Below are 22,492 nucleotides of genomic sequence, written 5' to 3' on the forward strand. Positions count from 1 at the left end.
CATCAAAATGCCAAATCCTCTGGTTTGAAGCGTAAGGTACGCTGTCTGTACATACGATCGAAGGTCGACGGACTTTCCCGGGACAGTTGCTGCATTTCCGGGATACGGCCCACGTTCCGCACAGCCTGCACCGCCGATTGATCGAAGCCCGCATCGCCGCTGGAGCGCACTACCACCACATCGGTGATGTCACCCGATGGCAGCATACTGATTTGCACCTCAACCACCATGCCGTTACGTGCGGTCGGCGGGCGACGCCACTGCTCACTCACATAACGTCGGATCACATCATCGTAGCTGGCTGCCACCTCATCACCAAACTGATCAGCCTGCGCCTGTTGATATTGTGTCTCGGACGCCAACAGCTCTGCCAGCGCCTTCGCTTTGGCTTCTTCCTGCTCACGCTTGAGCTTGGCGACCCGGTCGGCCTCCGCCTGCTTGGCCGCCGCCTCGGCTTCGGCCTTGCGCTTGGCGTCTTCCGCGGCCTTTTTCGCATCTTCAGCCGCTTTGCGTTTGGCTGCTTCCTCGGCCGCTTTCTGCTTGGCCGCTTCTTCCTCAGCCAGTTTCTTCGCCGCGTCAGCCTTGCGTTTGGCCTCCTCGGCCTTCTGTTGTTCGACCCGCTCAGCCTGCTGACGTTCCTCAGCAGCCTGTTCTTCCGCGGCCTTGGCGGTTGCCGCCGCAGCCTGGCGCTGTTCTGCTGCCGCGCGCTGGGCCGCCTCCTGCGCCTCCTGCTGTTGCTGCTGCTCGCGCTGCAACTCTTCGGCTTCGTGGCGCTGGGCAGCAGTGCGTTCGGCTTCGCCGGCAATCTTCTGGTCGGTCTGGGTGGTCGCCGGACTTTTCGAGTTCAGCTGCACCAGGGTGGCCTGCACGATCGGTTTGGCCGGCTCGAATTCCGGCGCCGAACTGAAGGACACGAACAGCAAGATCAATACCAGCAGGTGCAGCCCCACCGCCTTGATAATGGAGGCAGTGAAACGCTCCTGACCGGGTTCCGGCATACGGTCGCGGTTACTCACGGTGCCTCGGTAATCAGGCCGACATTGGGTACGCCAGCTTGTTGCAGCGATGCCATGGCAGTGACGACGACGCCGTAATTCACGTCACGGTCGCCCCGGATGTAAACCAGGGTGTCCGGCCGTGCGTTCATGATCTTGGTCACACCGTCGGTCATTTCCTCCAGCGAGACGGCGCTGTCAGTCTGATTTTCGGTATCCACGGTTTCGCCCAGGTTCCAGTAGTAGGTGCCGTCAGCCAGTACCGACAGGGTCAATACCTGCTGGTTGGCGTCGGAGGGCAGAATCTCGCTGGATACCTGCGGCAGGTCGACCTTCACCCCCTGGTTGAGCATGGGCGCGGTCACCATGAAGATCACCAGCAGCACCAGCATCACGTCGATATAGGGCACGACGTTCATCTCGGCTACCGGTTTGCGTTTCTGCCGTCTGCCTCTGGGTTGCATGCTCACTCCCCTTCGCTGGCATGCACGCGGCGATGCAGGATGCTGGAGAACTCATCGGCAAAGGTGTAGTAGTGACCGATCAGGGTTTCCGAGCGGGCCGAGAAGCGGTTATAGGCGATGACTGCAGGGATCGCCGCGAACAGACCGATGGCCGTCGCGATCAGCGCTTCGGCAATACCCGGCGCCACGGTCGCCAGCGTCGCCTGCTGCACTGTGGCCAGACCGCGGAAAGAGTTCATGATCCCCCAGACGGTACCGAACAGACCAATGTAAGGACTGGTGGAGCCGACGGTAGCCAGGAATGGCAGGTGTTGATCGAGCCGCTCCTCCTCGCGGGAAATGGCCACGCGCATGGAGCGCTGCACGGCGTCCATCACGGCTTCGGGGTCCACACCCGGCTGCTGGCGCATGCGCGAGAATTCCTTGAAGCCGGCGCGGAAGATCTGCTCCAGGCCCGAGTCAGGATCAGGATTTCCGGTAACCTGGCGATACAATTTGGACAGGTCGATGCCGGACCAGAACCGGTCCTCGAAGTCATCCAGCGTCTTCTTCGCCGCACGCAATACAGCGCTACGCTGGAAAATCAGCACCCAGGAGGCGATAGACGCCGCCAGCAGGGTGAGCATCACCAGCTGTACCAATACACTGGCACCGCTTATCAGGTGCCACATCGACATTTGATCAGGTTGCACTATCCACTTCTCCTTCTTGGCTGCTTTGTCGCGTCCCGAAGGCGGCGCCCAGGGCAGCAGGAATCATTCTGGGCTTGTAGCGATCGGCGCTGACGCAGGCCACCAACACTTCCCCTTCACACAACAACTTGCCATCCGCTCGCCGAACCTGCTGAGCGAAGCGGACACTTGCACGCTTGAGTTCCAAGACAGCAGCACTGATCACAAGTTCATCGTCCAGGCACGCCGGTGCATGATAACGGGCAGCTACCGAATGGACGACAAAGATGATGTTTTCGCGTTGCAGCGCGCTTTGATCAAACCCCAGGGAACGGACCAGCTCGGTGCGGGCGCGCTCCATGAACTTCAGATAATTGACGTAGTAAACAATGCCGCCGGCATCGGTGTCCTCAAAGTAGACACGGGCGCGGAGCTCGAACGGCTGCCCTGGGGTCTGGACAGACCCGGGAATGTCAGGCGACATAATGTAGAGCCAAGTCGGTGGTTTGCATAGCGGGTTTGCCTCCAAATTGAAAATATTTTTATCCGGGGACCGTCGTGCGATAAAGGGTCACTGGCTGAACAGATCCCGATCGGGCTGCTGTTCCATCGCCACAGGCAGATTCATGCCGAAATGCAGATAGGCGTGGCGCGTGACCACCCGCCCGCGCGGTGTGCGCATAATGAAGCCCTGCTGGATCAGGAAGGGTTCAAGCACGTCCTCGATGGTATGCCGCTCCTCACTGATGGCCGCGGCCAGGCTGTCGATACCCACTGGCCCGCCATCGAACTTGTCGATCATCGCCAGCAGCAGCCGGCGGTCCATATGGTCGAAGCCCTGGGCATCCACATCGAGCAGGTCCAGCGCCTTGTCGGCGATGTCCTGACTGATGCTGCCCTGCCCCCGCACCTCAGCATAATCGCGCACCCGGCGCAGCAGGCGATTGGCAATTCGTGGGGTGCCACGGGAGCGCCGGGCGATCTCGAAGGCGCCTTCAGGATGGATTTTCAGACCCAGGATGCCAGCGGAACGGGAAACGATGGTGGCCAGGTCCTCAGTCCCATAGAACTCCAGGCGCTGGACGATACCGAAGCGGTCACGCAGCGGATTGGTCAGCATACCGGCACGAGTAGTGGCACCGACCAGGGTGAAAGGTGGCAGGTCGAGCTTGATCGAGCGCGCCGCAGGCCCTTCGCCGATCATGATGTCGAGCTGATAGTCCTCCATTGCCGGGTAGAGAATTTCTTCGACTACCGGGGAAAGGCGGTGAATCTCATCGACAAACAACACATCGCCGGCTTCCAGGCTGGTCAGCATTGCCGCCAGATCACCCGCCCGTTCCAGTACCGGCCCGGAGGTACTCTTGATCTTCACCCCCATTTCCTGGGCGATAATGTTGGCCAGCGTGGTCTTGCCCAAGCCCGGCGGACCAAAGATCAGCACATGATCCAGCGCCTCGCTACGCCCCCTGGCGGCCGCCATGAACAGCTCCATCTGCTCGCGCACCGCCGGCTGACCGATGTAATCAGCCAGTCGATATGGGCGGATGGCCCGATCAATGATTTCTTCCTGCTGCCGAGGTGCGGCAGCGATCAAACGGTCTTCTTCCAGCATGGGGCTTCCGTGGTGCTTCGATTGACGGGTGATCAATACGGGAATTAAACCATGCCCTTGAGGGCACGGCGAATCAACTCTTCACTGCTGAGTCCATCTTCCTTGATGTTGGCCACCGCACGACTGGCTTCCTGGGGTTTGTAGCCCAGCGCGATCAGCGCGCTGACCGCGTCCGCAGTGCCGGAGGCTGGCATCGCAGCGGTACTGCCGGCAGCCAGCGGGGCGGTCCCGCCGGGCAGGCTTTCCCAGGCCTTGAACCTACCCTTGAGCTCGACCAGAAGCCGCTCGGCGGTCTTCTTGCCGACGCCCGGTACGCGGGTCAACGCAGTGGCGTCTTCCGCATGCACAGCACCAATCAGCTCATCCACCTCCAGCCCGGACATCAGCGCCAGCGCCAGCTTCGGACCCACCCCGTTGAGCCGGATCAACTCGCGGAACAGTTCGCGGTCGCGCTTTTCGGCGAAGCCATACAGCAATTGGGCATCCTCGCGTACCACCAGGTGCGTATGCAGGGTAGTTTTCTCACCGATTGCCGGCAGGCGATAGAAGGTACTCATGGGCGAATCCACCTCATAACCCACACCGTTCACATCCAGCAGCATGTGCGGCGGCTGTTTCTCCAGCAGAACACCTGTAAGCCGACCTATCATCTCTCTACTCCTTAGCGACGCCGCATGCGGCCATTGCGCAATCCCAGCAACCCACCGCCGCCCACCTGTTCCTTGAGGACCCTGGAGTGAGCATGACACAGCGCGATAGCCAGGGCATCAGCGGCGTCGGCCTGGGGCGTACCGGACAGCCCCAGCAGCTGGGTAACCATATGCTGCACCTGGGCCTTGTCCGCAGCGCCAGTACCCACCACCGCCTGCTTTACCTGGCGCGCGGTATATTCGTGCACTTCCAACCCGGCGTGTACCGCCGCGACGATTGCCGCGCCACGGGCCTGGCCCAGCTTGAGGGCAGAATCGGGGTTGCGGGCCATGAATACCTGCTCGATGCTCAGCACCTCCGGTCGATAGTTGCCGATCAGCTCACCGAGACTGTCGAAGATCTGCTTCAGGCGCTCGGGAAACGGCCCGTCACCCAGGCGGATGCAACCGGAGGTGACATATTCGCAGCCATTGCGCCCCTCACGGACGATACCGAAGCCGGTAATCCGCGAGCCGGGGTCGATGCCGAGAATCAATGCCATGTTATCCACCTTCCTGGGGGTGACAAGAAAAAGGGAGGCAACGCCTCCCTTTTATCGAGAAGTCCTCGATTATTCCATCTGCTCCAGCACGTCATCCGAGATCTCGGCGTTGGAGTAGACGTTCTGCACATCATCCAGGTCTTCGAGCATGTCGACCAGCCGGATAACCTTCTGCGCCGTTTCCAGGTCCAGCGGCGTGGTAGTCGAGGGAATCATGCTGATTTCCGCTGCCTCGCTGGCAAATCCCGCCGTGTCCAGCGCATCCTTCACCGCGCCGAAATCCTCGAATGCGGTAAACACATCGAAAGAACCGTCATCATTGCCGACCACATCCTCGGCGCCGGCTTCCAGCGCCGCTTCCATTAGCCCATCTTCATCGATGCCCGGCGCGTAGCTGATCTGGCCACGGCGGGTAAACAGATACGCGACCGAGCCGTCGGTACCCAGATTGCCACCGCACTTGCTGAAGGCATGGCGCACTTCGCTGACGGTGCGATTACGGTTGTCGGTCATGACCTCGACCAGCACCGCCACGCCACCGGAGCCGTAACCTTCATAGGTCAGCTCTTCCATATTATCGGCATCGTTACTGCCGGCACCGCGGGCGATGGCACGGTCGATGGTGTCGCGGGTCATGTTGGCGGTCAGCGCCTTGTCCACCGCAGCGCGCAACCGCGGATTGTCTGCCGGCACCGGGCCACCCAACTTGGCCGCCACCGTCAGCTCACGAATCAGCTTGGTGAAGATCTTGCCGCGTTTGGCGTCCTGCGCCGCCTTGCGATGCTTGATATTCGCCCACTTGGAATGACCAGCCATGAAATCCTCCGTACTTACTTCAAAACCTGTATTGAGCAGCGCACCACGCCACGCCGCCTATACCCTGTGGGAGCGGGCTTGCTCCCGCAAGCCTCCTACAAATCTCCCGCAAACTTCGCCAGCCATGGCAGCGAGCAGCTTACTCGACCTTCGGTTGCTCACGCAGACGGATGCTCAGTTCGCGCAACGCCTTGGCATCTACCGCACCCGGGGCCTGGGTCATGACACAGGCGGCACTCTGGGTTTTCGGGAAGGCAATCACTTCACGGATCGATTGCGCACCAGTTACCAGCATCACCAGACGGTCCAGACCGAAGGCCAGACCACCATGCGGCGGCGCACCGTATTTCAGCGCATCAAGCAGGAAGCCGAACTTCTCCTGCTGCTCATCGGCGCTGATACCCAGAATATCGAACACCACCTGCTGCATTTCCTTGCGGTGGATACGAATGGAGCCGCCACCCAGTTCGGTGCCATTGAGCACCATGTCGTAGGCACGGGACAACGCCGCCCCCGGATTGGCCTGCAGCTCTTCCGGCGAGCATTTCGGCGCGGTGAACGGGTGATGCAGCGCGCTCAGGCTGCCATCGTCGTTCTCTTCGAACATCGGGAAATCCACTACCCACAGCGGTGCCCATTCGCAGGTGAGCAGCTCCAGGTCATGCCCCAGACGAATACGCAGCGCGCCCAGCGCCTCGGAGACGATCTTCGCCTTGTCGGCACCGAAGAACACGATGTCACCATCTACCGCGCCAACACGATCCAGAATGACGTTGAGATTGTCCTCGGGGATGAACTTGACGATCGGCGATTGCAGACCCTCGACGCCCTTGGCGCGCTCGTTGACCTTGATGTAGGCCAGGCCCTTGGCGCCGTAGATACCGACGAACTTGGTGTAGTCGTCGATCTGCTTGCGCGGCATGGCGGCGCCGCCCGGTACGCGCAGCGCGGCAACGCGGCCCTTGGAATCATTGGCCGGGCCACTGAACACCTTGAAGTCGACTTCAGTCAGTTGGTCAGCAACATCTACCAGTTCCAGCGGGATGCGCAGATCCGGCTTGTCCGAACCGTAGCGGCGCATGGCTTCTTCGAAGGTCATGTGCGGGAACTCGCCCAGATCCAGGTCCAGCACTTCTTTGAACAGACCGCGGATCATGCCTTCGGTCAGCCCCATGATGTCCTTTTCATCGAGGAAGCTGGTCTCGATGTCGATCTGGGTAAATTCCGGCTGGCGGTCGGCACGCAGATCTTCGTCACGGAAGCACTTGGCGATCTGATAGTAGCGATCAAAACCGGCCACCATCAGCAATTGCTTGAACAGCTGGGGCGATTGCGGCAGGGCGAAGAAATTGCCGGGATGGGTGCGGCTCGGCACCAGATAGTCGCGAGCGCCTTCCGGCGTAGCACGGGTCAGGATCGGCGTTTCCACATCCAGGAAGCCGTTGTCGTCCAGATAGCGGCGGATGCTGCTGGTGATACGCGAGCGCAGCTTCAGCTTGGCGGCCATTTCCGGACGGCGCAGGTCGATGAAGCGGTAACGCAGGCGGGTCTCCTCGCCAACGTCGGAATATTCGTCCAGCGGGAATGGTGGGGTATCGGCCTGATTCAGCACTTCCAACTCATAGCCCAGCACCTCGATGGCGCCGGAGGCCATGTTCGGGTTGACCGCACCGGCCGGGCGCGGGCGTACCTTGCCACGCACCTTGACCACATACTCGCTGCGCACCCGATCAGCTAACGCGAAGGTATCCTCACGGTCCGGGTCGAACACCACCTGGGCCAGACCTTCGCGATCACGAATATCGAGAAAAATCACCCCACCATGGTCACGGCGGCGGTGAACCCAACCGCAGAGTGTCACTTCCTGGTCCGCCAGCGTTTCGTTCAACTGGCCGCAATAGTGGGTACGCATCATGTGTGTGGAATCCTGTTTTCGACAGAGCGGCTGCGTCCTGACCAAGCACCTTGGTCATCCGTCAGCGCGGATAGATAAAAGCGCCATAATATACCCGATGTCACCTGTCCCAGGCGAGCGTTGCCGGCGCAATGTCCATCTCCCATAGCCGCTGCCAATGCCGACCATTAGCAAACAGGGCTTGAGCAAGGGCTGCTACGGCATATACTGGGTGAACATTTTCCGCTGCAACCCTGGAGATCAAAATGAAGATTGATATCGGTATCAACCAGAAGGATCGGGAACAAATCGCCAAAGGTCTATCCCATCTGTTGGCGGATACCTACACCCTGTATCTGAAAACCCACAACTTCCACTGGAACGTCAAAGGTCCGATGTTCCAGACCCTGCACACCATGTTCGAGACCCAGTACACCGAGCTGGCGACCGCGGTCGACGAGATTGCCGAACGTATCCGCACCCTGGGCTTCCCGGCACCGGGCACCTACAAGGCCTTCGCCGAGCTGAGCTCGATCAAGGAAGAGGATGGCGTGCCGGATGCCTCCGACATGATCCGCCTGCTGGTGGAAGGTCAGGAAGCCTGCGCCCGTACCGCGCGCGAGGCCTTCCCCGCCTGTGAGAAGGCCAGCGACGAGCCCAGCGCCGACCTGCTGACCCAGCGCATGCAAGCCCATGAAAAGACCGCCTGGATGCTGCGCAGCCTGCTGGAAAAGTAACAGCCGAGGCGGGGTGGGCTGCGCCCGCTCCGCTTCTCCCGCCCCCTCTCCTATCCTCTTTGTGGCTGCACGCGTTTCGGGTTAGAGTGCGCACCCGGCCTATCGCCGGCCTTCATAGCCACAGTTGCAATAGGATGAATCGTTTTGAACAATATCCGTTATCTTCACTTGATCGTCGGTCTGGCAGCATTGCTGTCCGGCCTGTACTACAGCATGCCTTTTTTCAGCCAGCAGGGTCTCATTGATCTCTCGGCAATCACCGCCCTGCTGCTGGGCCTCATCAACATTCAACAATTCAGCAATGGCAACCGCAGCCGCTCGCCGGCGCGCAACGCCCTGGCGGTAGTGGGTTCGGTACTACTGCTGATCGGCGCGCTGATTCCATTGGTCAGCGTGCTGGCCAACCCAGCCGCCGCCACCCTATTGACCCTGGCAGTAGGCATCAGCGTGGCCGCTGTCTGCCTGTTCGCTGTACTCACACTGACCGCGATGCTCTCCAGTGGCGCAAGACGCACCAACACCGGTCCGCGTGAAATGGGCACGGTCAAATGGTTCAACACCAGCAAAGGCTTCGGCTTCATCTCCCGGGATCAAGGCGAAGACGTCTTTGTGCACTTTCGCGCCATCCGTGGCGAGGGGCATCGGGTTCTGCTGGAGGGTCAACGCGTGGAGTTCATCGTAGCCCAGCGCGAGAAGGGTCTGCAGGCTGAGGATGTCGAGCCGCTGGATTGAGACCAACTGCTCAATAATGAGGCGGAGGTTGATCGTCCTCCGTCTCCCCCGGCATGGATGCCGCCAGATCAGCCTGCCGGCGAGCCAGCAACTCCAGCGCCCGCTGCAATCTTTCCAGCTGCGACTCCTGACGGCTCACCACATCGTTCAGCGCCTGTATGGTGTCGTCCTGAAATGCCAACCGCATTTCCAATTCATCCATCCGCGCAATCAGTTGGTCATTCATCTAAACCGCTCCGCATAGACAATGTTGGATGTCAGTACGCGCTGCAAACGCTTGATACAATCCTTTAATTGTTCCTCGGTATAGGCTATCGGTGGCAACTTCCCCCATACCGGCGCAGGCCAGGCTGGATCATGCCGATATCGAACTATATGATGTACATGCAACTGGCTGACCATGTTACCCAGCGCTGCGATATTGATCTTGTGTGCGGAAAAAGCATCTTTCAGCGCCTCGGCTAACCAGCAGGATTCGTTCAGCAATTGCTGCCGGTCAGCTTGATCTAGTTGAAATATTTCAGACACATCCTCGCGCTTGGGCACCAGCACAAACCACGGATACTGCACATCATTAATCAGTAACAGCGTACTCAAACTGAAGTCGCCTACCCAAATGCCATCATTGACGAGTTGCGGATGAAGACGGTACATAGGACTTCCTTACAGGGATCAAGTTGCGTAAAAATCTGCCGAAATCTGAGGCAGGTCAAGGAAATAGCGAAGGGAGCCGCTAAGCTCTTGCTGTGCATGACAATAATACACCAGGCCGAATGGTAGCCGAGGCCGGGTGATGGAACGCCGGACAGTTTTTTTGCGTATCGCTTTCGCATTTATGGAACTTTACTGCTTTAATCAAGGCGATACGATTTGAAGAAGCTGCGCCCGGGGATTGTAACCAGAGCACATTTCTTTATTACAGGAAGGAGCACAGGATATGAAAGAGACTATCAAATGGAGTTCCGTCGCCCTGGCTGTCGCCATGGCAAACGGGCTTGTTACCACCCAGGCTGTAGCCCAGGGCGAAGGATTCGTTGAAGGTGCTACCGCTACGCTGGAAAGCCGCACCCTGTATTTCAACCGTGATTACCGAGACCCTGGTCAAGCCAACCAGAACACCGGCAACATGAGCCGCGCAGAAGAAACTGCAACTGGCTTCATTCTCAACTTCCAGTCCGGCTACACCCAAGGTCCGGTCGGCCTGGGCGCAGACGTGCTGGCGCTAGCCGGCATCAAACTGGACAGCAGCGGCGGTCACAACGGTCGCCTGAACATGCTGCCGACCGACTCCAATGGCGATACCGCTGCCGAATATGCCGAGATCCGCGGCGCAGTGAAAGCCAATATTGCCGGTGATACTACTCTGCGTTATGGCGTACACCTGACCGAAAACCCGGTCATCAACTATGAAGATGCGCGCCTGCTGCCGAACCATTATTTCGGTTACAGCATTTCCAATACCTCGCTCGATGGCCTGTTCCTGGAAGCCGGCCGCATGACTGATCGCGGTGAAATGGGCATGTCCTCCCAACGCGAAGGCGGTTTCGTTGCAGACGAGGACCAGAAGGTCGACTACCTGGGTGGTACCTATGAGTTTGCTGACACCCTCAGCGCCTCGCTGTACACCTCCAAGGCTGAAGACCTGTGGAAGCGTCATTACGCAGGGATTACCCACACCCTTGATCTGGGTAATGGCCTGGATCTGACCACCGATCTGTCTCACTACAAGACCTCGGATGACAGCCCCGCTGCCGAAGAATATGACAACGACGCCACGTCGCTGGCATTTACTCTGGGTGCAGGCTTCCATGATCTCACCTTGGCCTATCAGCGTATGGGCGGCGATGCCGGCTTCGAATATTTCGACTCTGGCATCTATCTGGCCAACTCGGTGCAGGTGCTCGACTTCAACGCCAAGGATGAGCGCTCCTGGCAGGCCCGCTACGATTATGACTTCGAAGGTGTAGGCATTCCCGGTCTGACATTCATGACCCGCTATATCACTGGTGACAATATCGATACAGCACCGGGCGTCAGCGACTCTCGCTGGGAACGTGATACCGATATCCGTTATACCGTGCAGCGCGGCTTCCTGGAGGGAGTCAACCTGGTATGGCGTAACGCAACGGTCCGTCAGGACAGCGCACTCGGCGGCGACATCGACGAAAACCGTCTGATCGCTTCCTACACCTGGAATCTGCTCTAAGCAACCCAGCTGCAAGAAAGAACCCGGCCCTGGCCGGGTTTTTTCTTGCCTGACCGTCCGACGGAACAGCTGCAGCAGCACCGTGGTCTGCCCTGTGGCAGGCTATACGCCGTCAGGGGACGAACGTACAATAAGCCGCATTCTTCGATTCTGCCCTCAGGACCTTCTCCGCCCATGCGTACCAGTCAATATCTGATCTCCACCCTCAAGGAAACTCCCGCCGACGCGACCGTTATCAGTCATCAGTTGATGCTGCGGGCCGGCATGATCCGCAAGATCGCCTCAGGTCTGTACACCTGGCTGCCGATGGGCCTGCGGGTACTGCGCAAAGTGGAGAAGGTGGTACGCGAGGAGATGGACAGTGCCGGTGCGCTCGAAGTACTGATGCCGGCGATCCAGCCGGCGGAGCTGTGGCAGGAGTCGGGCCGCTGGGAACAATACGGCCCCGAACTGCTGCGCCTGCAGGACCGTCATGGCCGTGAATTCTGCGTGGGGCCGACTCATGAGGAAGTCATCACCGATCTGGCGCGCAACGAGATCAGCAGCTACAAGCAGTTGCCGCTCAACCTGTATCAGATCCAGACCAAATTCCGCGATGAGATCCGTCCACGCTTCGGCCTGATGCGGTCCCGCGAGTTCAGCATGAAGGACGCCTACTCCTTCCATCTGGAGCAGGGCTCGCTGCAGCAGACCTACGACCGCATGTATCAGGCTTATTGCAATATCTTCAGCCGTCTGGGGCTGGATTACCGCCCGGTGGTGGCTGACAACGGCTCGATCGGCGGCGAAGGCTCCCATGAATTTCATGTACTCGCCGATTCCGGCGAAGATGCCATCGTCTTTTCCGACACCGGCAGCTACGCCGCCAATATAGAAAAGGCCACGGCCCAGCCCCCGCAAGGTGAGCGCCCTGCTGCCGCCGAAGACAAGGCGCTGGTGGACACCCCGAACCAGCAGACCATCGACGCTGTATGCGAGTTCCTCGGCCTGCCGGCCGAGCGTACCGTCAAGTCTCTGATCGTGCTGGGCGTGGCCAAGGAAGAAGGCGCACCGCAACCGCTGGTGGCACTGGTCCTGCGCGGCGATCATGAGCTGAACGAGATCAAGGCCGAGAACCACCCTGCCATCCATGCCCCGCTGACCTTCGCCAGTGAAGCGCAGATCCAGCAGGCCATCGGCTGCAAGCCTGGCTCCATCGGACCGATCGCCCTGAACATGCATGTCATTGCCGACCACAGCGCTGCCCATCTGGCGGACTTTGTCTGCGGGGCGAACCAGGACGGCAAGCATCTGCGTGGCGTGAACTGGGAACGCGATGCCCGTTTCGACGAAGTGGCGGACCTGCGCAACGTAGTCGAAGGCGATATCAGCCCGGATGGCAATGGCACCCTGGTGATCAAGCGCGGTATCGAGGTCGGCCATATCTTCCAGTTGGGCAAAAAGTACAGCGAAGCCATGAACTGCAACGTGCTCAATGAGCAGGGCAAGATGTCGACCCTGATCATGGGCTGCTACGGTATCGGTGTATCCCGCGTGGTCGCTTCGGCCATCGAGCAGAACTATGACGCCCGCGGAATCATCTGGCCGGACGCGCTGGCGCCTTTCCAGGTGGCACTGGTGCCGATGAAGATGGAAAGCTCCGAGGCAGTACGCGAAGCCACCGAGCAGCTGTATAAGAGCCTGCAGCAAGCCGGCGTCGAAGTGCTGCTGGATGATCGTGACAAGAAAGTGAGCCCCGGTATGAAGTTTGCCGATATGGATCTGATCGGCATCCCCCACCGCGTGGTGATCAGTGATCGCGGACTGGCCGAAGGGCAGCTGGAATACAAATACCGCCGCGATCAGGAAGCAAGCAGCGTGCCAGCAGCCGAGATGCTCAACTTCCTGCTTGAACGCACCTGCACCCAATGAGATCACTTGGAATGCGTCAACCGATGCTGCCCTGGGCCCTGTGGCTATGCGCCGGACTGACCCTGACGGCCTGCAGCAGTCAGCCGCAGCCCTCGGGGGCCGCGACCGTGCGCGTGGAGCGTGAGCTGGTCAGCCACAATCTGCACATCGATGCTGGCGAACAACGGGTGTTGGCTTCTCCCCAACGCAATATCCGGGTGACCGAGCAATGGTTGCACCGGGTAACTGAGTTTGATGACCGTGATCGGCTGACCAACAGTCATGAGAGCTACCAGGCACTGCCGTGGGACAATCAGCTGGTCAGCATGATCGCCGAAGATCGGCGTTTCGCATTGCGTACCAACCATGATGGCGTGCTGCGGTTGAACCTGCTGGACGAGCAATTCGTTGAACTCGATTTCGAGAACCTGCGCGCCGTTCAGCTTATCGCCCGCGCCGGACCAGGTGTGGTTGCCGAGCAGACGCTGCTTATCAGTCGTGAGCTGCGTTCGGTCCTGCGCGAAGCGGTGATGCTGGTGCATGACAACCTGGAGGAAAGCGGCGTCGAACAGTGGGTCTATCGTATCCGCCGTCTCGATGCCCTGGGCCTGGAAGAGGAATCCAACCAGCTGGAGAACATGCTCATCGTGTTGACGGTCGGTGATCCCGAGTTGCAGGCCGAGTTCCTGCAAACACTGGAGGGCGGCAAGCAGCCCTGATATGCCACGCTACACATGGATTGTGTTCTGCCTTGCCATGAGCCTCGCCCCGGCGGCAGCGGCGGCCAACCAGCCGCACTCACCGGTCGATCCCGATCTGCGGGCCCTGCTGATGCATACCGTGTCCCAGGCAGACAGCTTCGCCGACGCCTTCGATGCCGAAGTCTGGTTGCTGGATATGTCTACCCGGCTGCGCCGCTATTTGCCCGACGAAGCGGAACGGCTGCGTTTTCTGCAGCTGGTGCATCGGGAAGCCCGTCAGGCCGGCCTGAAACCCGACCTGGTGTTGGCGGTGATCCATGTGGAAAGCCTGTTCGACCGCTACGCCCTGTCCCGCGTCGGCGCCCAGGGTGTGATGCAGGTGATGCCATTCTGGAAAAACGAGCTGGGCCGCCCCGACGATAATCTGATCGATCTGGCGACCAACCTGCGCTACGGCTGCACCATCCTCAAATATTATCTCGACCTGGAAAAAGGCGATCTGCGCCGAGCCCTGGCACGCTACAACGGCAGCCTGGGCAGTCACCGCTATCCGGACAAGGTACAGGAGTACTGGTATCGGTACTGGTATGTAAAGGACTAGCCCCTATTCCAGCAGCGCCAGTAATGTCTCCTCGGTCTGTGGTCCCGCCAGGCTGTGCAGTAACTTCCCATCGGGGTTGAAGACGTAAGTGGTCGGCAATACCTGCGGACGTTCGAGGCCAAAGCTGTCGACGAAGTCCTGCCCCATCACGGCAAATTCGATATCCATTTCATCTGCCAGCTCATGCAACTCATTACCGCTGATGCCATCATAGTTAACGCCGAATACCGCCACGTTCGGTCTTTTTGCCAGACTGTTGAACTCGGGCAATTCATGTCGGCAGGGTGCGCACCATTCGGCCCAATAGTTCACCACCATCCAGCGGTCCTGCAGATCTGCCCGACTGACGCTCTCACCACGATGATCCAGCCAGCGCTCCTCACCGCAGCCAGCCAGCAGTACCCCGGCGCCCAGAATGACGCCCAACAAAGCAGTTCTCATTATTCCTCCCCAGTAATCGATGCGCCCCTGCCATCCCCACCCAGCCAGTTTTTTACACTGCCGGCGAGGATATGGCGGCGATTGTCTTCGAGCTCGACCAGCGCTTCGCGTACCGCCGGATACCAGACGTCATCCCCATGCAACAACAGCGGCAACGAGGCCACGCTGGGCACAGCCTCCGGCAATGCGTCCAGCAATTCCGTCAGCTCCATTTGATCGAGGTCCCGACTCAGCACATAGCCACCCTGCTGAGCACGAGTGATGATGCGCCGGGTTTCAAGCCACTCGGTCAACTGCAGCCACAGATCTTCCGGCACACCCCAACCGGCGGCATTCACCCGTGCCAGGTCCACTGTATGCCCTTGCCGCTGCGCGAGGAGAAACACGCGCAGCAACGCCAGCAGATGGATCAGCCGGGGATAGGTCGGACGCTGCCAGGCAGAGCTGCTGCCCAGATTACAGACCAGTTCGGCGCCGAACAGAATGATCATCCAGCTGACGTAGATCCACAGCAGAAACAGCGGAAACGCCGCGAAGGCACCATAGATCAGCTGAAAGCTCGGAAACAACGCCACATAAAGAGCAAAGCTGGCCTTGGCCCCCTCGAACAGCAGGGCCACCAGCAGCCCCCCGGCAAAAGCATGCTTGAGCCGCACCCGGGTATTGGGCACCGCCACATAGATCAGCGTAAAGGCCGCGATGCTCAGCAGCAGCGGCAACCAGCCCAGCAGTTGCCGCCAGGCAGATGCCAACACCGCATCGCCGGATAGAAAGGACAAAGATGCCAGATAGGTACTGACCACAAACCCTGCTCCCAGCAGCAGCGGCCCCAGACTCAACACCGCCCAGTACAGCAGGAAACTGGAAATGCCCCGACGCGGGTAGCGTATTCGCCAGATGGCATTGAATGCTTTCTCGATGTTCAGCAACATCAGCAGCGCGGTCACCATCAGCAGCGCCACGCCAATGCCGGTCAGCTGCCGGGCTTGCTGGGAGAACTCGGATAGGTATTCACGCAGGGTCGCCCCGGTGGAAGGAACGAAATTGTCGAAGATGAAGGTCTCGACCTGCCCGCCCACCTGATTGAATGCCGGTATTGCCGCCAGCATCGCATAGGTAACCGTCATCACCGGCACTACCGCGAACAGGGTCGTATAGGTCAGAGCTGCGGCATTTTTGGCGCAGTTGTCCTCGCCGAACCGCCGGAACAGATAACGGCAGAAGTACCATAGCAGTTGCAGTTGACGCGGCATTCAGACTCCCTGAAAAACGATACCCTCATAGTCCATTGCCTCCCTGGCGAGACGGGGTGGTTGTCAATGGTCTTCAAGCGCTTAGAATAGCCTTCATACCCCGCCCCGGCCACAGCGCGGCGGATCGAATCCGACCTGAACGGAGATTGCCATGTCCAGGGTAAGCATCTATCACAACCCCCGCTGCTCCAAATCACGCCAGGCACTGGCGCTGCTGGAACAGCAAGGCGATGAACTGGAAGTCATCCAGTACATAGACACACCGCCCGACAGCGCCACCCTCAGCGCCCTGCTGCAGCAACTGGGCCTCTCCGCACGCGAGCTGATGCGCAAGGGAGAAAATGTCTACAAGGAATTGCAGCTGGACGACCCCGATCTGAGCGAAGCCGAATTGGTTCAGGCCATGGTGGACTACCCACGCCTGATCGAGCGTCCCATCGTCATCCGTGACGGCAAGGCCATCATTGCGCGCCCGCCGGAGCGGGTATTGGAGCTGTACGCATGAATGATCCCTATGTTCTGGTGCTGTATTACAGCCATAACGGCGCTACCGCCAAGATGGCCCGTCTGATTGCCGAAGGTATCGAGCAGGCCGGCCTGGAAGCGCGCCTGCGCACGGTTCCCAAGGTAACCACCGAGACTCGCGCCAGCGCTCCGGAAATCCCCGACAGCGGCGCGCTCTACTGCACCGAGGATGACCTGAAGAATTGCGCGGCGTTGGTACTCGGCAGTCCAACCCGCTTCGGCAACATGGCAGCGCCGCTGAAATACTTCATCGACGGCACCAGCAGCCTGTGGCTGTCTGGCAGCCTGTCCGGCAAGCCAGCCGCCGTATTCACCACCACCGCCAGCATGCACGGCGGGCAGGAAAGCACCCTGCTCTCCATGCAGCTGCCGCTGCTGCACCATGGCATGCTGCTGGTCGGCCTGCCCTACAGCGAGGCCGCACTCACCGAGACCCGCGGGGGTGGTACACCCTATGGTGCCAGCCATCTGGCCGGTGGCGACGGCTCCCGCCCGCTGGACAGTCACGAGACTGCCCTGTGCCGGGCACTCGGCAAACGCGTGGCCACGGTCACTCGTCAGCTACTGGCCGGAGCCGTTCATGTCCAAAGCTGACAAACCCTTGCCATCACTGCATTACCTGGAACCGCGCATACGTATCAGCCGCCTGCTCGCAGCGCTGGGCTATGCCGGGCTGTTGCTGTGCCTGTTCATCTACAACGCCTTCATCGCCGACCTGCATGGTGCCAATCCGGTGGTAATCATCGGTGTATTGCTGGTACCGCTGCTGATCTTTCTGCCGGGTATTGCCCTGGGTAATGTGCGCGCCCATGCCTGGCTGTGCTTTGCCATCAACCTGTATTTCATCTATGGGGTACAGACCTGCTTTCAGCCGGGGCGTGAACTCTATGGCGCCATTCTGGTGGGTACCAGCGTGCTGTATTTCATCACTGCACTGGGCTATGTACGCTGGAGTTTCCAGGCGCAGCGGGTACGTGCATTACACCCCGCCGGAGCCTGATTACCAACCCATTACCCGTTTGACGAAAGGAATGGTCAATCGGTGCTGGGCCTGCAGGGATGCCTGGTCCAGCTGCTCAAGGGCGGAAAACAGCTCACTCATGCCCCGCGCGCCACGACTGAGAATATAGCGCGCCACCTCATCGGGCATTTGCAGGCCGCGCCGCTCGGCGCGCAACTTGAGCATCTGCTGCTTGCCGTCGTCATCCAACACCTGCAATTGGAATACCAGCCCCCAACCGAGGCGCGAGACCAGGTCCGGTAGTTGCAATGGCAACGCCCGGGGCGCGGCGGCGGCGGCAATCAGCAGCCGCCCTTGGCGTTGCTGAATGCGGTTGTAGAGGTGGAACAGGGCTTCCTCCCACTCCTCCCGGCCCGCCAGCGCATCCAGTTCATCCAGACACAACAAGTCGAACTGCTCCATACCTTCCAGCAATCCCGGACCGTGATCCAGCAGCTCGGCCAACGGCAGATACATCGCCAGGCCGCCTGTTTCCGCCATCCGGTGACAGGCGGCCTGCAACAAATGCGAACGACCGCTGCCAGACGCCCCCCACAGGTAGATATACAGCTCGGCCGGCGCAGATTGGACGTCGGCCAGGACTTGCAGCGCTGCCAGCACGCCGGCATTGGAGCCGGGATAATAATTGTCGAAGGTGGCTTCGTCCCGGAGTTTGACGCCCAGGGGCAGCTGCATGGGTTGCGCCATCAGACCGATTCCACCTTATGTGTCGCTCCGCTGCCCAGCAGCCGATGCGTCATCATCAGCCACGCCAGCGGAAATATAAGGTGGGTAGCGTCGGGGTGGCAGGCACCGCGGGCTGGTTCTGCTCGGGCTCAGCAATCGGCAGCGGGGCTTCAGCCGGCTCGGCGCCAGGCTCCTGAGCAAGACCGACATCCTCCTCGGGCGCCATCCCGACATCTGCCGGGTCGCTCGGCAGCTCGGTAGCAACAGGCTGCTCAACTATTGGCTCAGGCATGCGTTGCAGACGCATATCCAGATTGAGCAAGCGTTCCAGCTGGGCTTCGCTGCCGGGGAAACTCACTTGCAGCTGCACCTTGTCACCCTCGATGGCGATCAACTGCGGAGTCTGGGAGCCCAGTTGATTCACCGAACGCAGCAGACCGGCATAATCGGCCACGCTATTGATGCCCTCGACATGCAAACGCCAGCCGGACGCCCCGTCGGCAGCGCCGGCGGGTGTCGCATATTGAGTGAATACCGCATTGGCGATAGCGACCATCAGCTCATCCGCGGCGGCCTCGGCGGTGCCAGTGATGCGCCCCGAATCGCTCCGGTCATTCAGCCACAATGTCCAGTCCAGCGCGCTCTGATCCCCTTCTCCCGTCACCGTCATCGCCAAGGTGCCCTCTACTGGATAGCGCTCACTGGCCGCCAGCAGCTCGTCCCGGCTGGCCTGACGGATCAGTTGCTCGTCGACCTGGCTCATGTCCTGCAGGTCACCCAGCGGAAAACTCAGGGCAACGCCGCGATGCGCCGCCGCTTCTTTCAAGGTCAATGCCCAGGCACTGACCGGGCTCAGAGTACGATCACCCAGCTCGTTGGCTTCTACCGCCCAGAGCACGATACCCGGACGGTTGCGGCCCAGGGCGGGCAACCCGGCCTCGCGCACCAGCTTGGTCAGCGCTTGGGAGTCGAATTCAATGCGAAGCTGGCCACCCTCCGCTGTACCAATGCGGCGCATCATGTCTTGTGGCGATTTCATCGCATTGGCCAAGGGGCCACGCTGCAGTTCCACATCACTGCCCACCAGACGCTGGAACATAACCCGGGTGGCCCCCCGCAGCGCGTCGTCCCGGCTTTGGTCCTCGGCCTGAGCGACCTGCACCCGATAGAGATCATCCAGCACCGCAGCGCTGAGATTGAACGACGCCAGGGCAGCAACGCACAATAGAAGCAGCCGGACTCTTTGCTTGAAACGCATGGGTAATTCCATCTGGTGAATGCGACTGTCAGCCTCGAAACGGCGGTGAAACAGCGGCCCTAAAGCGCATACATTAAACAAGCACTGGAGCGGCAGCAACCGTAGCGGTGTAAAGTCGTCGGAGCATGGTCGCCTGCGCGATGAATTGGTACACTAGCGCGTTCCCCACTTTGATCACTCGAGACCCACGCATGAGCAGCCAAAAGCCCGCCAAGCCTTCCATCAGCTACAAGGACGCCGGGGTCGACATAGACGCCGGAAATGCCCTTGTCGATCGCATCAAACATGTCGCCAAACGTACCGCGCGCCCGGAAGTCATGGGGGGGCTGGGTGGCTTCGGGGCGCTCTGTGAAATCCCGGCGGGCTACACCCAGCCGGTACTGGTCTCGGGCACGGACGGCGTCGGCACCAAGCTGCGCCTGGCGATGGACCTGAACAAACATGACCAGATCGGCATCGACCTGGTGGCCATGTGTGTGAACGACCTGGTGGTCTGTGGTGCTGAGCCGCTGTTTTTCCTTGACTACTATGCCACTGGCAAATTGAATGTCGATGTCGCCGCCCAGGTGGTCACCGGTATCGGCGCTGGATGCGAACTGGCCGGCTGCGCCCTGGTGGGTGGCGAGACCGCGGAAATGCCCGGCATGTACGAAGGTGATGACTATGACCTGGCTGGCTTCTGCGTCGGCGTAGTGGAAAAGGCCGAGATCATTGATGGCACCAAGGTCCAGCCCGGCGACGTGCTGCTGGCCCTGCCCTCTTCCGGCCCGCACTCCAATGGCTACTCGCTGATTCGCAAGATCATCGAAGTCGCCGGTGCCGACATCAAGAACGTGCAGTTGGATGGCCAGCCGCTGACCGACCTGCTGATGGCGCCAACGCGCATCTACGTCAAGGCCCTGCTGCAGCTGATCAAGCAGACCGGCGCAGTGAAAGCCATGGCTCACATCACCGGTGGCGGCCTGCTGGAGAACATTCCCCGCGTGCTGCCAGAAGGTGCCAGCGCCATCATCGATCTGAGCAGCTGGCAGCGCCCGGCGGTATTCGACTGGCTGCAAGAACAGGGCAACGTCGACGAAACCGAGATGCACCGCGTGCTCAACTGCGGCGTCGGGATGGTCATCTGCGTCGCGGCCGATCAGGCCGACAACGCCTTGCAGGTACTGAAGGACGCCGGCGAGCAACCCTGGATCATCGGTTCCATCGACAATGCCGCTGCCAACGGTGAGGCTGTAGTACTGCGTAACGGCCGCGGATGAGCTGCCGCATCGTCGTCCTGATCTCCGGATCAGGCAGCAACCTGCAGGCTTTTATCGATACTCTGCATGCCCGGCAGGCTGACATTGTCGCGGTGATTTCCAACCGCGCCGATGCCTTCGGTCTGGAGCGCGCCGCCAGGGCCGGTATTCCTGGCGCCGTTCTCGATCATCGAGAATTCGCCGACCGAGCCACCTATGATCAGGCACTCGCCGCGCTCATCGATACCCATGCGCCCGACCTGGTCATTCTGGCCGGATTCATGCGCATCCTCACCTCCGAGTTCGTTCAGCACTATCAGGGGCGCCTGCTGAATATCCATCCGTCGCTGCTGCCGAAGTACACCGGCCTGCACACTCACCGGCGGGCACTGGAGGCCGGCGACCGCGAGCATGGCGCCACGGTGCATTTCGTCACCGAGGAGCTCGATGGCGGCCCGGCTATCATGCAGTCCCATGTGCCGGTGCTGGCCGATGATACGCCCGACACCCTAGCTGCACGGGTGCGGGACACAGAACATCGACTCTATCCACTGGCTGCTATGCTGTACGTCAGCGGTCGCCTGCGGCTGGAGGACGGCCAAGCTTGCCTGGATGGCACACCTATCGCTCCCTGTGGCCTCAGGCTGGATCAATTCGAAGCAGATACGCGAGGTCATTTGCATGATTGACAGCAGTTCGCTCTTGTTCCGTCGCCCGGGCCGCTGGCTGGCCGCCGCGGTACTGGCTCTCGGCAGCAGCCTGGTCCACGCGCAGGAGCTGGTTCCCTTTACCGCCAGCTACGCTGCCGACATGAAGAAGATTCCGGTCAACGGCGAGGCCACGCACAGCCTGCAGGCCAACCCCGACGGTACCTGGACCCTGTCCTTCCATGCCGGCATGTTCGTCGCAAGGCTGAACGAGGAAAGCCAGCTGCGGTTGGAGAACGACCAGTTGATCCCGCTCAGTTATCGCTACGAGCGCAAGGGCCTGGGCCGTGGCCGCGTGACCACACAGAACTTTGACTGGGAAGCCGGCGTAGTCACCGGCGAGCATAAGAAGGAATCCTTCAGCCTGCCGGCCGAACCCGGACTGCTCGACCGCACCACTTATCAACTGGCCCTGCAGCGCGATCTGATGGCAGGCAAGACCGAGATGAGTTATCGGGTAGCGGATGAAGACGAGATAGAGGAATACCGCTTCCGCGTCACCGGTGAGAAACGCGTCACCACCCGCGCCGGGCAGTTTGACGCCGTGGAGGTCGAACGCGTACGCGAGCCCGACGCCAAGCGGGAGACAACCTTGTGGTTCGCCAAGGATTGGCAGTATCTGCTGGTCCGCCTGAGCCAGATTGAGACTGACGGTCAGCATTATCAGATCATGCTCAAGGAAGCGACGCTGGATGGCGAGCCGGTGATCGGCACGCCGGTCAAGAGTGACTGACAGCAAGATCGGACGCTGCGCGGCCAAAGGGCCATTGGCGTAGCGCAGGTGCGCTACGCCCCGAAACCTGCGGCCTCATCAGTTCCTACGGCATCCCACCACTTTCGGATTGCCGCTCCCCTGCTTTCAATTACCG

27 protein-coding genes are annotated in these 22,492 nt (G+C 60.3%); 12 read left to right on the forward strand and 15 right to left on the reverse strand.

All coding sequences use genetic code 11. The features are described from left to right. Positions 1-2: 2 nt before the first annotated feature. The 9 genes from tolA to aspS all read right to left on the reverse strand — a co-directional run bounded on the left by tolA (position 3) and on the right by aspS (position 7,668). On the reverse strand, positions 3-998 hold the full coding sequence (gene tolA, locus BM267_RS03120) for a cell envelope integrity protein TolA (protein ID WP_074777928.1): 996 nt from the start codon (positions 996-998) through the stop codon (positions 3-5). A gap of 14 nt (positions 999-1,012) precedes the next feature. Then, positions 1,013-1,459: a protein TolR gene (tolR, locus tag BM267_RS03125; RefSeq protein ID WP_036988600.1), complete on the reverse strand. Its 447-nt coding sequence runs from the start codon at positions 1,457-1,459 to the stop codon at positions 1,013-1,015. Positions 1,460-1,461: 2 nt separating this feature from the next. Next, positions 1,462-2,136 carry a protein TolQ gene (tolQ, locus tag BM267_RS03130; protein WP_036988599.1) on the reverse strand — a complete coding sequence of 225 codons (675 nt, stop codon included), beginning with the start codon at positions 2,134-2,136 and terminating at the stop codon, positions 1,462-1,464. 4 nt (positions 2,137-2,140) lie between these two features. Beyond that, positions 2,141-2,614, reverse strand: a complete 474-nt coding sequence (ybgC, locus tag BM267_RS03135) for a tol-pal system-associated acyl-CoA thioesterase (RefSeq protein ID WP_051610702.1) — start codon at positions 2,612-2,614, stop codon at positions 2,141-2,143. 87 nt (positions 2,615-2,701) lie between these two features. Continuing rightward, positions 2,702-3,745 (reverse strand): Holliday junction branch migration DNA helicase RuvB, encoded by a 1,044-nt coding sequence (ruvB, locus tag BM267_RS03140; protein WP_036988598.1) that lies wholly within the window; start codon positions 3,743-3,745, stop codon positions 2,702-2,704. 44 nt (positions 3,746-3,789) lie between these two features. Beyond that, positions 3,790-4,395 (reverse strand): Holliday junction branch migration protein RuvA, encoded by a 606-nt coding sequence (ruvA, locus tag BM267_RS03145; protein ID WP_074777926.1) that lies wholly within the window; start codon positions 4,393-4,395, stop codon positions 3,790-3,792. An 11-nt stretch (positions 4,396-4,406) separates the two neighbouring features. Then, the gene (gene ruvC, locus BM267_RS03150) at positions 4,407-4,937 is read right to left on the reverse strand and encodes a crossover junction endodeoxyribonuclease RuvC (RefSeq protein ID WP_036988596.1); all 531 of its coding nucleotides are present in this window, start codon (positions 4,935-4,937) and stop codon (positions 4,407-4,409) included. A 69-nt stretch (positions 4,938-5,006) separates the two neighbouring features. Then, positions 5,007-5,753, reverse strand: a complete 747-nt coding sequence (locus BM267_RS03155; protein ID WP_036988595.1) for a YebC/PmpR family DNA-binding transcriptional regulator — start codon at positions 5,751-5,753, stop codon at positions 5,007-5,009. Between the two features lie 139 nt (positions 5,754-5,892). Next, complete coding sequence (aspS, locus tag BM267_RS03160) at positions 5,893-7,668, reverse strand: aspartate--tRNA ligase (RefSeq protein WP_036988594.1); 1,776 nt, start codon at positions 7,666-7,668, stop codon at positions 5,893-5,895. A gap of 245 nt (positions 7,669-7,913) precedes the next feature. On the opposite strand from aspS, the gene BM267_RS03165 reads away from it, so the two are divergent. Continuing rightward, complete coding sequence (locus BM267_RS03165; protein WP_074777923.1) at positions 7,914-8,384, forward strand: Dps family protein; 471 nt, start codon at positions 7,914-7,916, stop codon at positions 8,382-8,384. A 144-nt stretch (positions 8,385-8,528) separates the two neighbouring features. Then, positions 8,529-9,116 carry a cold-shock protein gene (locus BM267_RS16950; protein ID WP_280164520.1) on the forward strand — a complete coding sequence of 196 codons (588 nt, stop codon included), beginning with the start codon at positions 8,529-8,531 and terminating at the stop codon, positions 9,114-9,116. 10 nt (positions 9,117-9,126) lie between these two features. Here BM267_RS16950 and BM267_RS03175 read toward each other — a convergent pair whose 3' ends face one another. Both BM267_RS03175 and BM267_RS03180 read right to left on the reverse strand, forming a co-directional pair. Continuing rightward, complete coding sequence (locus tag BM267_RS03175) at positions 9,127-9,342, reverse strand: SlyX family protein (protein ID WP_074777921.1); 216 nt, start codon at positions 9,340-9,342, stop codon at positions 9,127-9,129. After that, the gene (locus tag BM267_RS03180; protein WP_074777919.1) at positions 9,339-9,770 is read right to left on the reverse strand and encodes an HIT domain-containing protein; all 432 of its coding nucleotides are present in this window, start codon (positions 9,768-9,770) and stop codon (positions 9,339-9,341) included. The genes BM267_RS03175 and BM267_RS03180 overlap by 4 nt, the downstream gene beginning before the upstream one ends. Before the next feature lie 283 nt (positions 9,771-10,053). On the opposite strand from BM267_RS03180, the gene BM267_RS03185 reads away from it, so the two are divergent. The 4 genes from BM267_RS03185 to BM267_RS03200 all read left to right on the forward strand — a co-directional run bounded on the left by BM267_RS03185 (position 10,054) and on the right by BM267_RS03200 (position 14,514). Then, the gene (locus tag BM267_RS03185) at positions 10,054-11,322 is read left to right on the forward strand and encodes an OprD family porin (protein WP_036988586.1); all 1,269 of its coding nucleotides are present in this window, start codon (positions 10,054-10,056) and stop codon (positions 11,320-11,322) included. A 174-nt stretch (positions 11,323-11,496) separates the two neighbouring features. After that, entirely contained in the window at positions 11,497-13,233 is a 1,737-nt protein-coding gene (locus tag BM267_RS03190; protein WP_074777917.1) for a proline--tRNA ligase, read from the forward strand. Between the two features lie 11 nt (positions 13,234-13,244). After that, positions 13,245-13,931 (forward strand): hypothetical protein, encoded by a 687-nt coding sequence (locus BM267_RS03195; protein ID WP_074777915.1) that lies wholly within the window; start codon positions 13,245-13,247, stop codon positions 13,929-13,931. Between the two features lies 1 nt (position 13,932). After that, positions 13,933-14,514: a lytic transglycosylase domain-containing protein gene (locus tag BM267_RS03200; protein ID WP_074777913.1), complete on the forward strand. Its 582-nt coding sequence runs from the start codon at positions 13,933-13,935 to the stop codon at positions 14,512-14,514. A gap of 3 nt (positions 14,515-14,517) precedes the next feature. Here BM267_RS03200 and BM267_RS03205 read toward each other — a convergent pair whose 3' ends face one another. Next, a complete protein-coding gene (locus tag BM267_RS03205) occupies positions 14,518-14,955 on the reverse strand; it encodes a TlpA family protein disulfide reductase (protein ID WP_074777912.1) in 438 nt (145 codons plus the stop codon). Continuing rightward, complete coding sequence (locus BM267_RS03210) at positions 14,955-16,208, reverse strand: YihY family inner membrane protein (protein WP_074777910.1); 1,254 nt, start codon at positions 16,206-16,208, stop codon at positions 14,955-14,957. Before BM267_RS03210 ends, BM267_RS03205 begins: the two co-directional genes overlap by 1 nt. A 151-nt stretch (positions 16,209-16,359) precedes the next feature. Here BM267_RS03210 and arsC point away from each other — a divergent pair, with 151 nt between their 5' ends. Genes arsC through BM267_RS03225 form a run of 3 tightly spaced genes read left to right on the forward strand, consistent with a single transcriptional unit; the run spans position 16,360 to position 17,733 of the window. Continuing rightward, on the forward strand, positions 16,360-16,713 hold the full coding sequence (gene arsC / locus BM267_RS03215) for an arsenate reductase (glutaredoxin) (protein WP_036988577.1): 354 nt from the start codon (positions 16,360-16,362) through the stop codon (positions 16,711-16,713). Continuing rightward, a complete protein-coding gene (wrbA, locus tag BM267_RS03220; RefSeq protein WP_036988576.1) occupies positions 16,710-17,327 on the forward strand; it encodes an NAD(P)H:quinone oxidoreductase in 618 nt (205 codons plus the stop codon). Before arsC ends, wrbA begins: the two co-directional genes overlap by 4 nt. Further along, positions 17,314-17,733: a DUF2069 domain-containing protein gene (locus BM267_RS03225; protein ID WP_036988575.1), complete on the forward strand. Its 420-nt coding sequence runs from the start codon at positions 17,314-17,316 to the stop codon at positions 17,731-17,733. The genes wrbA and BM267_RS03225 overlap by 14 nt, the downstream gene beginning before the upstream one ends. On the opposite strand, the gene hda is transcribed toward BM267_RS03225, so the two are convergent. Continuing rightward, a complete protein-coding gene (gene hda, locus BM267_RS03230) occupies positions 17,734-18,441 on the reverse strand; it encodes a DnaA regulatory inactivator Hda (protein ID WP_036988574.1) in 708 nt (235 codons plus the stop codon). It lies immediately after the preceding gene. Between the two features lie 55 nt (positions 18,442-18,496). Beyond that, positions 18,497-19,678, reverse strand: a complete 1,182-nt coding sequence (locus BM267_RS03235) for a DUF2066 domain-containing protein (RefSeq protein WP_036988573.1) — start codon at positions 19,676-19,678, stop codon at positions 18,497-18,499. 191 nt (positions 19,679-19,869) lie between these two features. Here BM267_RS03235 and purM point away from each other — a divergent pair, with 191 nt between their 5' ends. The 3 genes from purM to BM267_RS03250 are packed head-to-tail and all read left to right on the forward strand — an operon-like array spanning position 19,870 to position 22,356. Next, a complete protein-coding gene (purM, locus tag BM267_RS03240; RefSeq protein ID WP_036988572.1) occupies positions 19,870-20,937 on the forward strand; it encodes a phosphoribosylformylglycinamidine cyclo-ligase in 1,068 nt (355 codons plus the stop codon). Further along, positions 20,934-21,605, forward strand: a complete 672-nt coding sequence (purN, locus tag BM267_RS03245; protein ID WP_074777908.1) for a phosphoribosylglycinamide formyltransferase — start codon at positions 20,934-20,936, stop codon at positions 21,603-21,605. Before purM ends, purN begins: the two co-directional genes overlap by 4 nt. Further along, the gene (locus BM267_RS03250; protein WP_051610699.1) at positions 21,598-22,356 is read left to right on the forward strand and encodes a DUF3108 domain-containing protein; all 759 of its coding nucleotides are present in this window, start codon (positions 21,598-21,600) and stop codon (positions 22,354-22,356) included. The genes purN and BM267_RS03250 overlap by 8 nt, the downstream gene beginning before the upstream one ends. Positions 22,357-22,492: the final 136 nt, after the last annotated feature.

It is taken from the genome of Halopseudomonas bauzanensis (assembly GCF_900114735.1).
GTDB classification, from domain to species: domain Bacteria; phylum Pseudomonadota; class Gammaproteobacteria; order Pseudomonadales; family Pseudomonadaceae; genus Halopseudomonas; species Halopseudomonas bauzanensis.

Coding starts and splice junctions, on each gene's coding strand:
- tolA (WP_074777928.1), bottom strand. CDS start 998: ATGCCGGAACCCGGTCAGGAGCGTTTCACTGCCTCCATTATCAAGGCG.
- tolR (WP_036988600.1), bottom strand. CDS start 1,459: ATGCAACCCAGAGGCAGACGGCAGAAACGCAAACCGGTAGCCGAGATG.
- tolQ (WP_036988599.1), bottom strand. CDS start 2,136: ATGTCGATGTGGCACCTGATAAGCGGTGCCAGTGTATTGGTACAGCTG.
- ybgC (WP_051610702.1), bottom strand. CDS start 2,614: ATGTCGCCTGACATTCCCGGGTCTGTCCAGACCCCAGGGCAGCCGTTC.
- ruvB (WP_036988598.1), bottom strand. CDS start 3,745: ATGCTGGAAGAAGACCGTTTGATCGCTGCCGCACCTCGGCAGCAGGAA.
- ruvA (WP_074777926.1), bottom strand. CDS start 4,395: ATGATAGGTCGGCTTACAGGTGTTCTGCTGGAGAAACAGCCGCCGCAC.
- ruvC (WP_036988596.1), bottom strand. CDS start 4,937: ATGGCATTGATTCTCGGCATCGACCCCGGCTCGCGGATTACCGGCTTC.
- BM267_RS03155 (WP_036988595.1), bottom strand. CDS start 5,753: ATGGCTGGTCATTCCAAGTGGGCGAATATCAAGCATCGCAAGGCGGCG.
- aspS (WP_036988594.1), bottom strand. CDS start 7,668: ATGATGCGTACCCACTATTGCGGCCAGTTGAACGAAACGCTGGCGGAC.
- BM267_RS03165 (WP_074777923.1), top strand. CDS start 7,914: ATGAAGATTGATATCGGTATCAACCAGAAGGATCGGGAACAAATCGCC.
- BM267_RS03175 (WP_074777921.1), bottom strand. CDS start 9,342: ATGAATGACCAACTGATTGCGCGGATGGATGAATTGGAAATGCGGTTG.
- BM267_RS03180 (WP_074777919.1), bottom strand. CDS start 9,770: ATGTACCGTCTTCATCCGCAACTCGTCAATGATGGCATTTGGGTAGGC.
- BM267_RS03185 (WP_036988586.1), top strand. CDS start 10,054: ATGAAAGAGACTATCAAATGGAGTTCCGTCGCCCTGGCTGTCGCCATG.
- BM267_RS03190 (WP_074777917.1), top strand. CDS start 11,497: ATGCGTACCAGTCAATATCTGATCTCCACCCTCAAGGAAACTCCCGCC.
- BM267_RS03195 (WP_074777915.1), top strand. CDS start 13,245: ATGCGTCAACCGATGCTGCCCTGGGCCCTGTGGCTATGCGCCGGACTG.
- BM267_RS03200 (WP_074777913.1), top strand. CDS start 13,933: ATGCCACGCTACACATGGATTGTGTTCTGCCTTGCCATGAGCCTCGCC.
- BM267_RS03205 (WP_074777912.1), bottom strand. CDS start 14,955: ATGAGAACTGCTTTGTTGGGCGTCATTCTGGGCGCCGGGGTACTGCTG.
- BM267_RS03210 (WP_074777910.1), bottom strand. CDS start 16,208: ATGCCGCGTCAACTGCAACTGCTATGGTACTTCTGCCGTTATCTGTTC.
- arsC (WP_036988577.1), top strand. CDS start 16,360: ATGTCCAGGGTAAGCATCTATCACAACCCCCGCTGCTCCAAATCACGC.
- wrbA (WP_036988576.1), top strand. CDS start 16,710: ATGAATGATCCCTATGTTCTGGTGCTGTATTACAGCCATAACGGCGCT.
- BM267_RS03225 (WP_036988575.1), top strand. CDS start 17,314: ATGTCCAAAGCTGACAAACCCTTGCCATCACTGCATTACCTGGAACCG.
- hda (WP_036988574.1), bottom strand. CDS start 18,441: ATGGCGCAACCCATGCAGCTGCCCCTGGGCGTCAAACTCCGGGACGAA.
- BM267_RS03235 (WP_036988573.1), bottom strand. CDS start 19,678: ATGCGTTTCAAGCAAAGAGTCCGGCTGCTTCTATTGTGCGTTGCTGCC.
- purM (WP_036988572.1), top strand. CDS start 19,870: ATGAGCAGCCAAAAGCCCGCCAAGCCTTCCATCAGCTACAAGGACGCC.
- purN (WP_074777908.1), top strand. CDS start 20,934: ATGAGCTGCCGCATCGTCGTCCTGATCTCCGGATCAGGCAGCAACCTG.
- BM267_RS03250 (WP_051610699.1), top strand. CDS start 21,598: ATGATTGACAGCAGTTCGCTCTTGTTCCGTCGCCCGGGCCGCTGGCTG.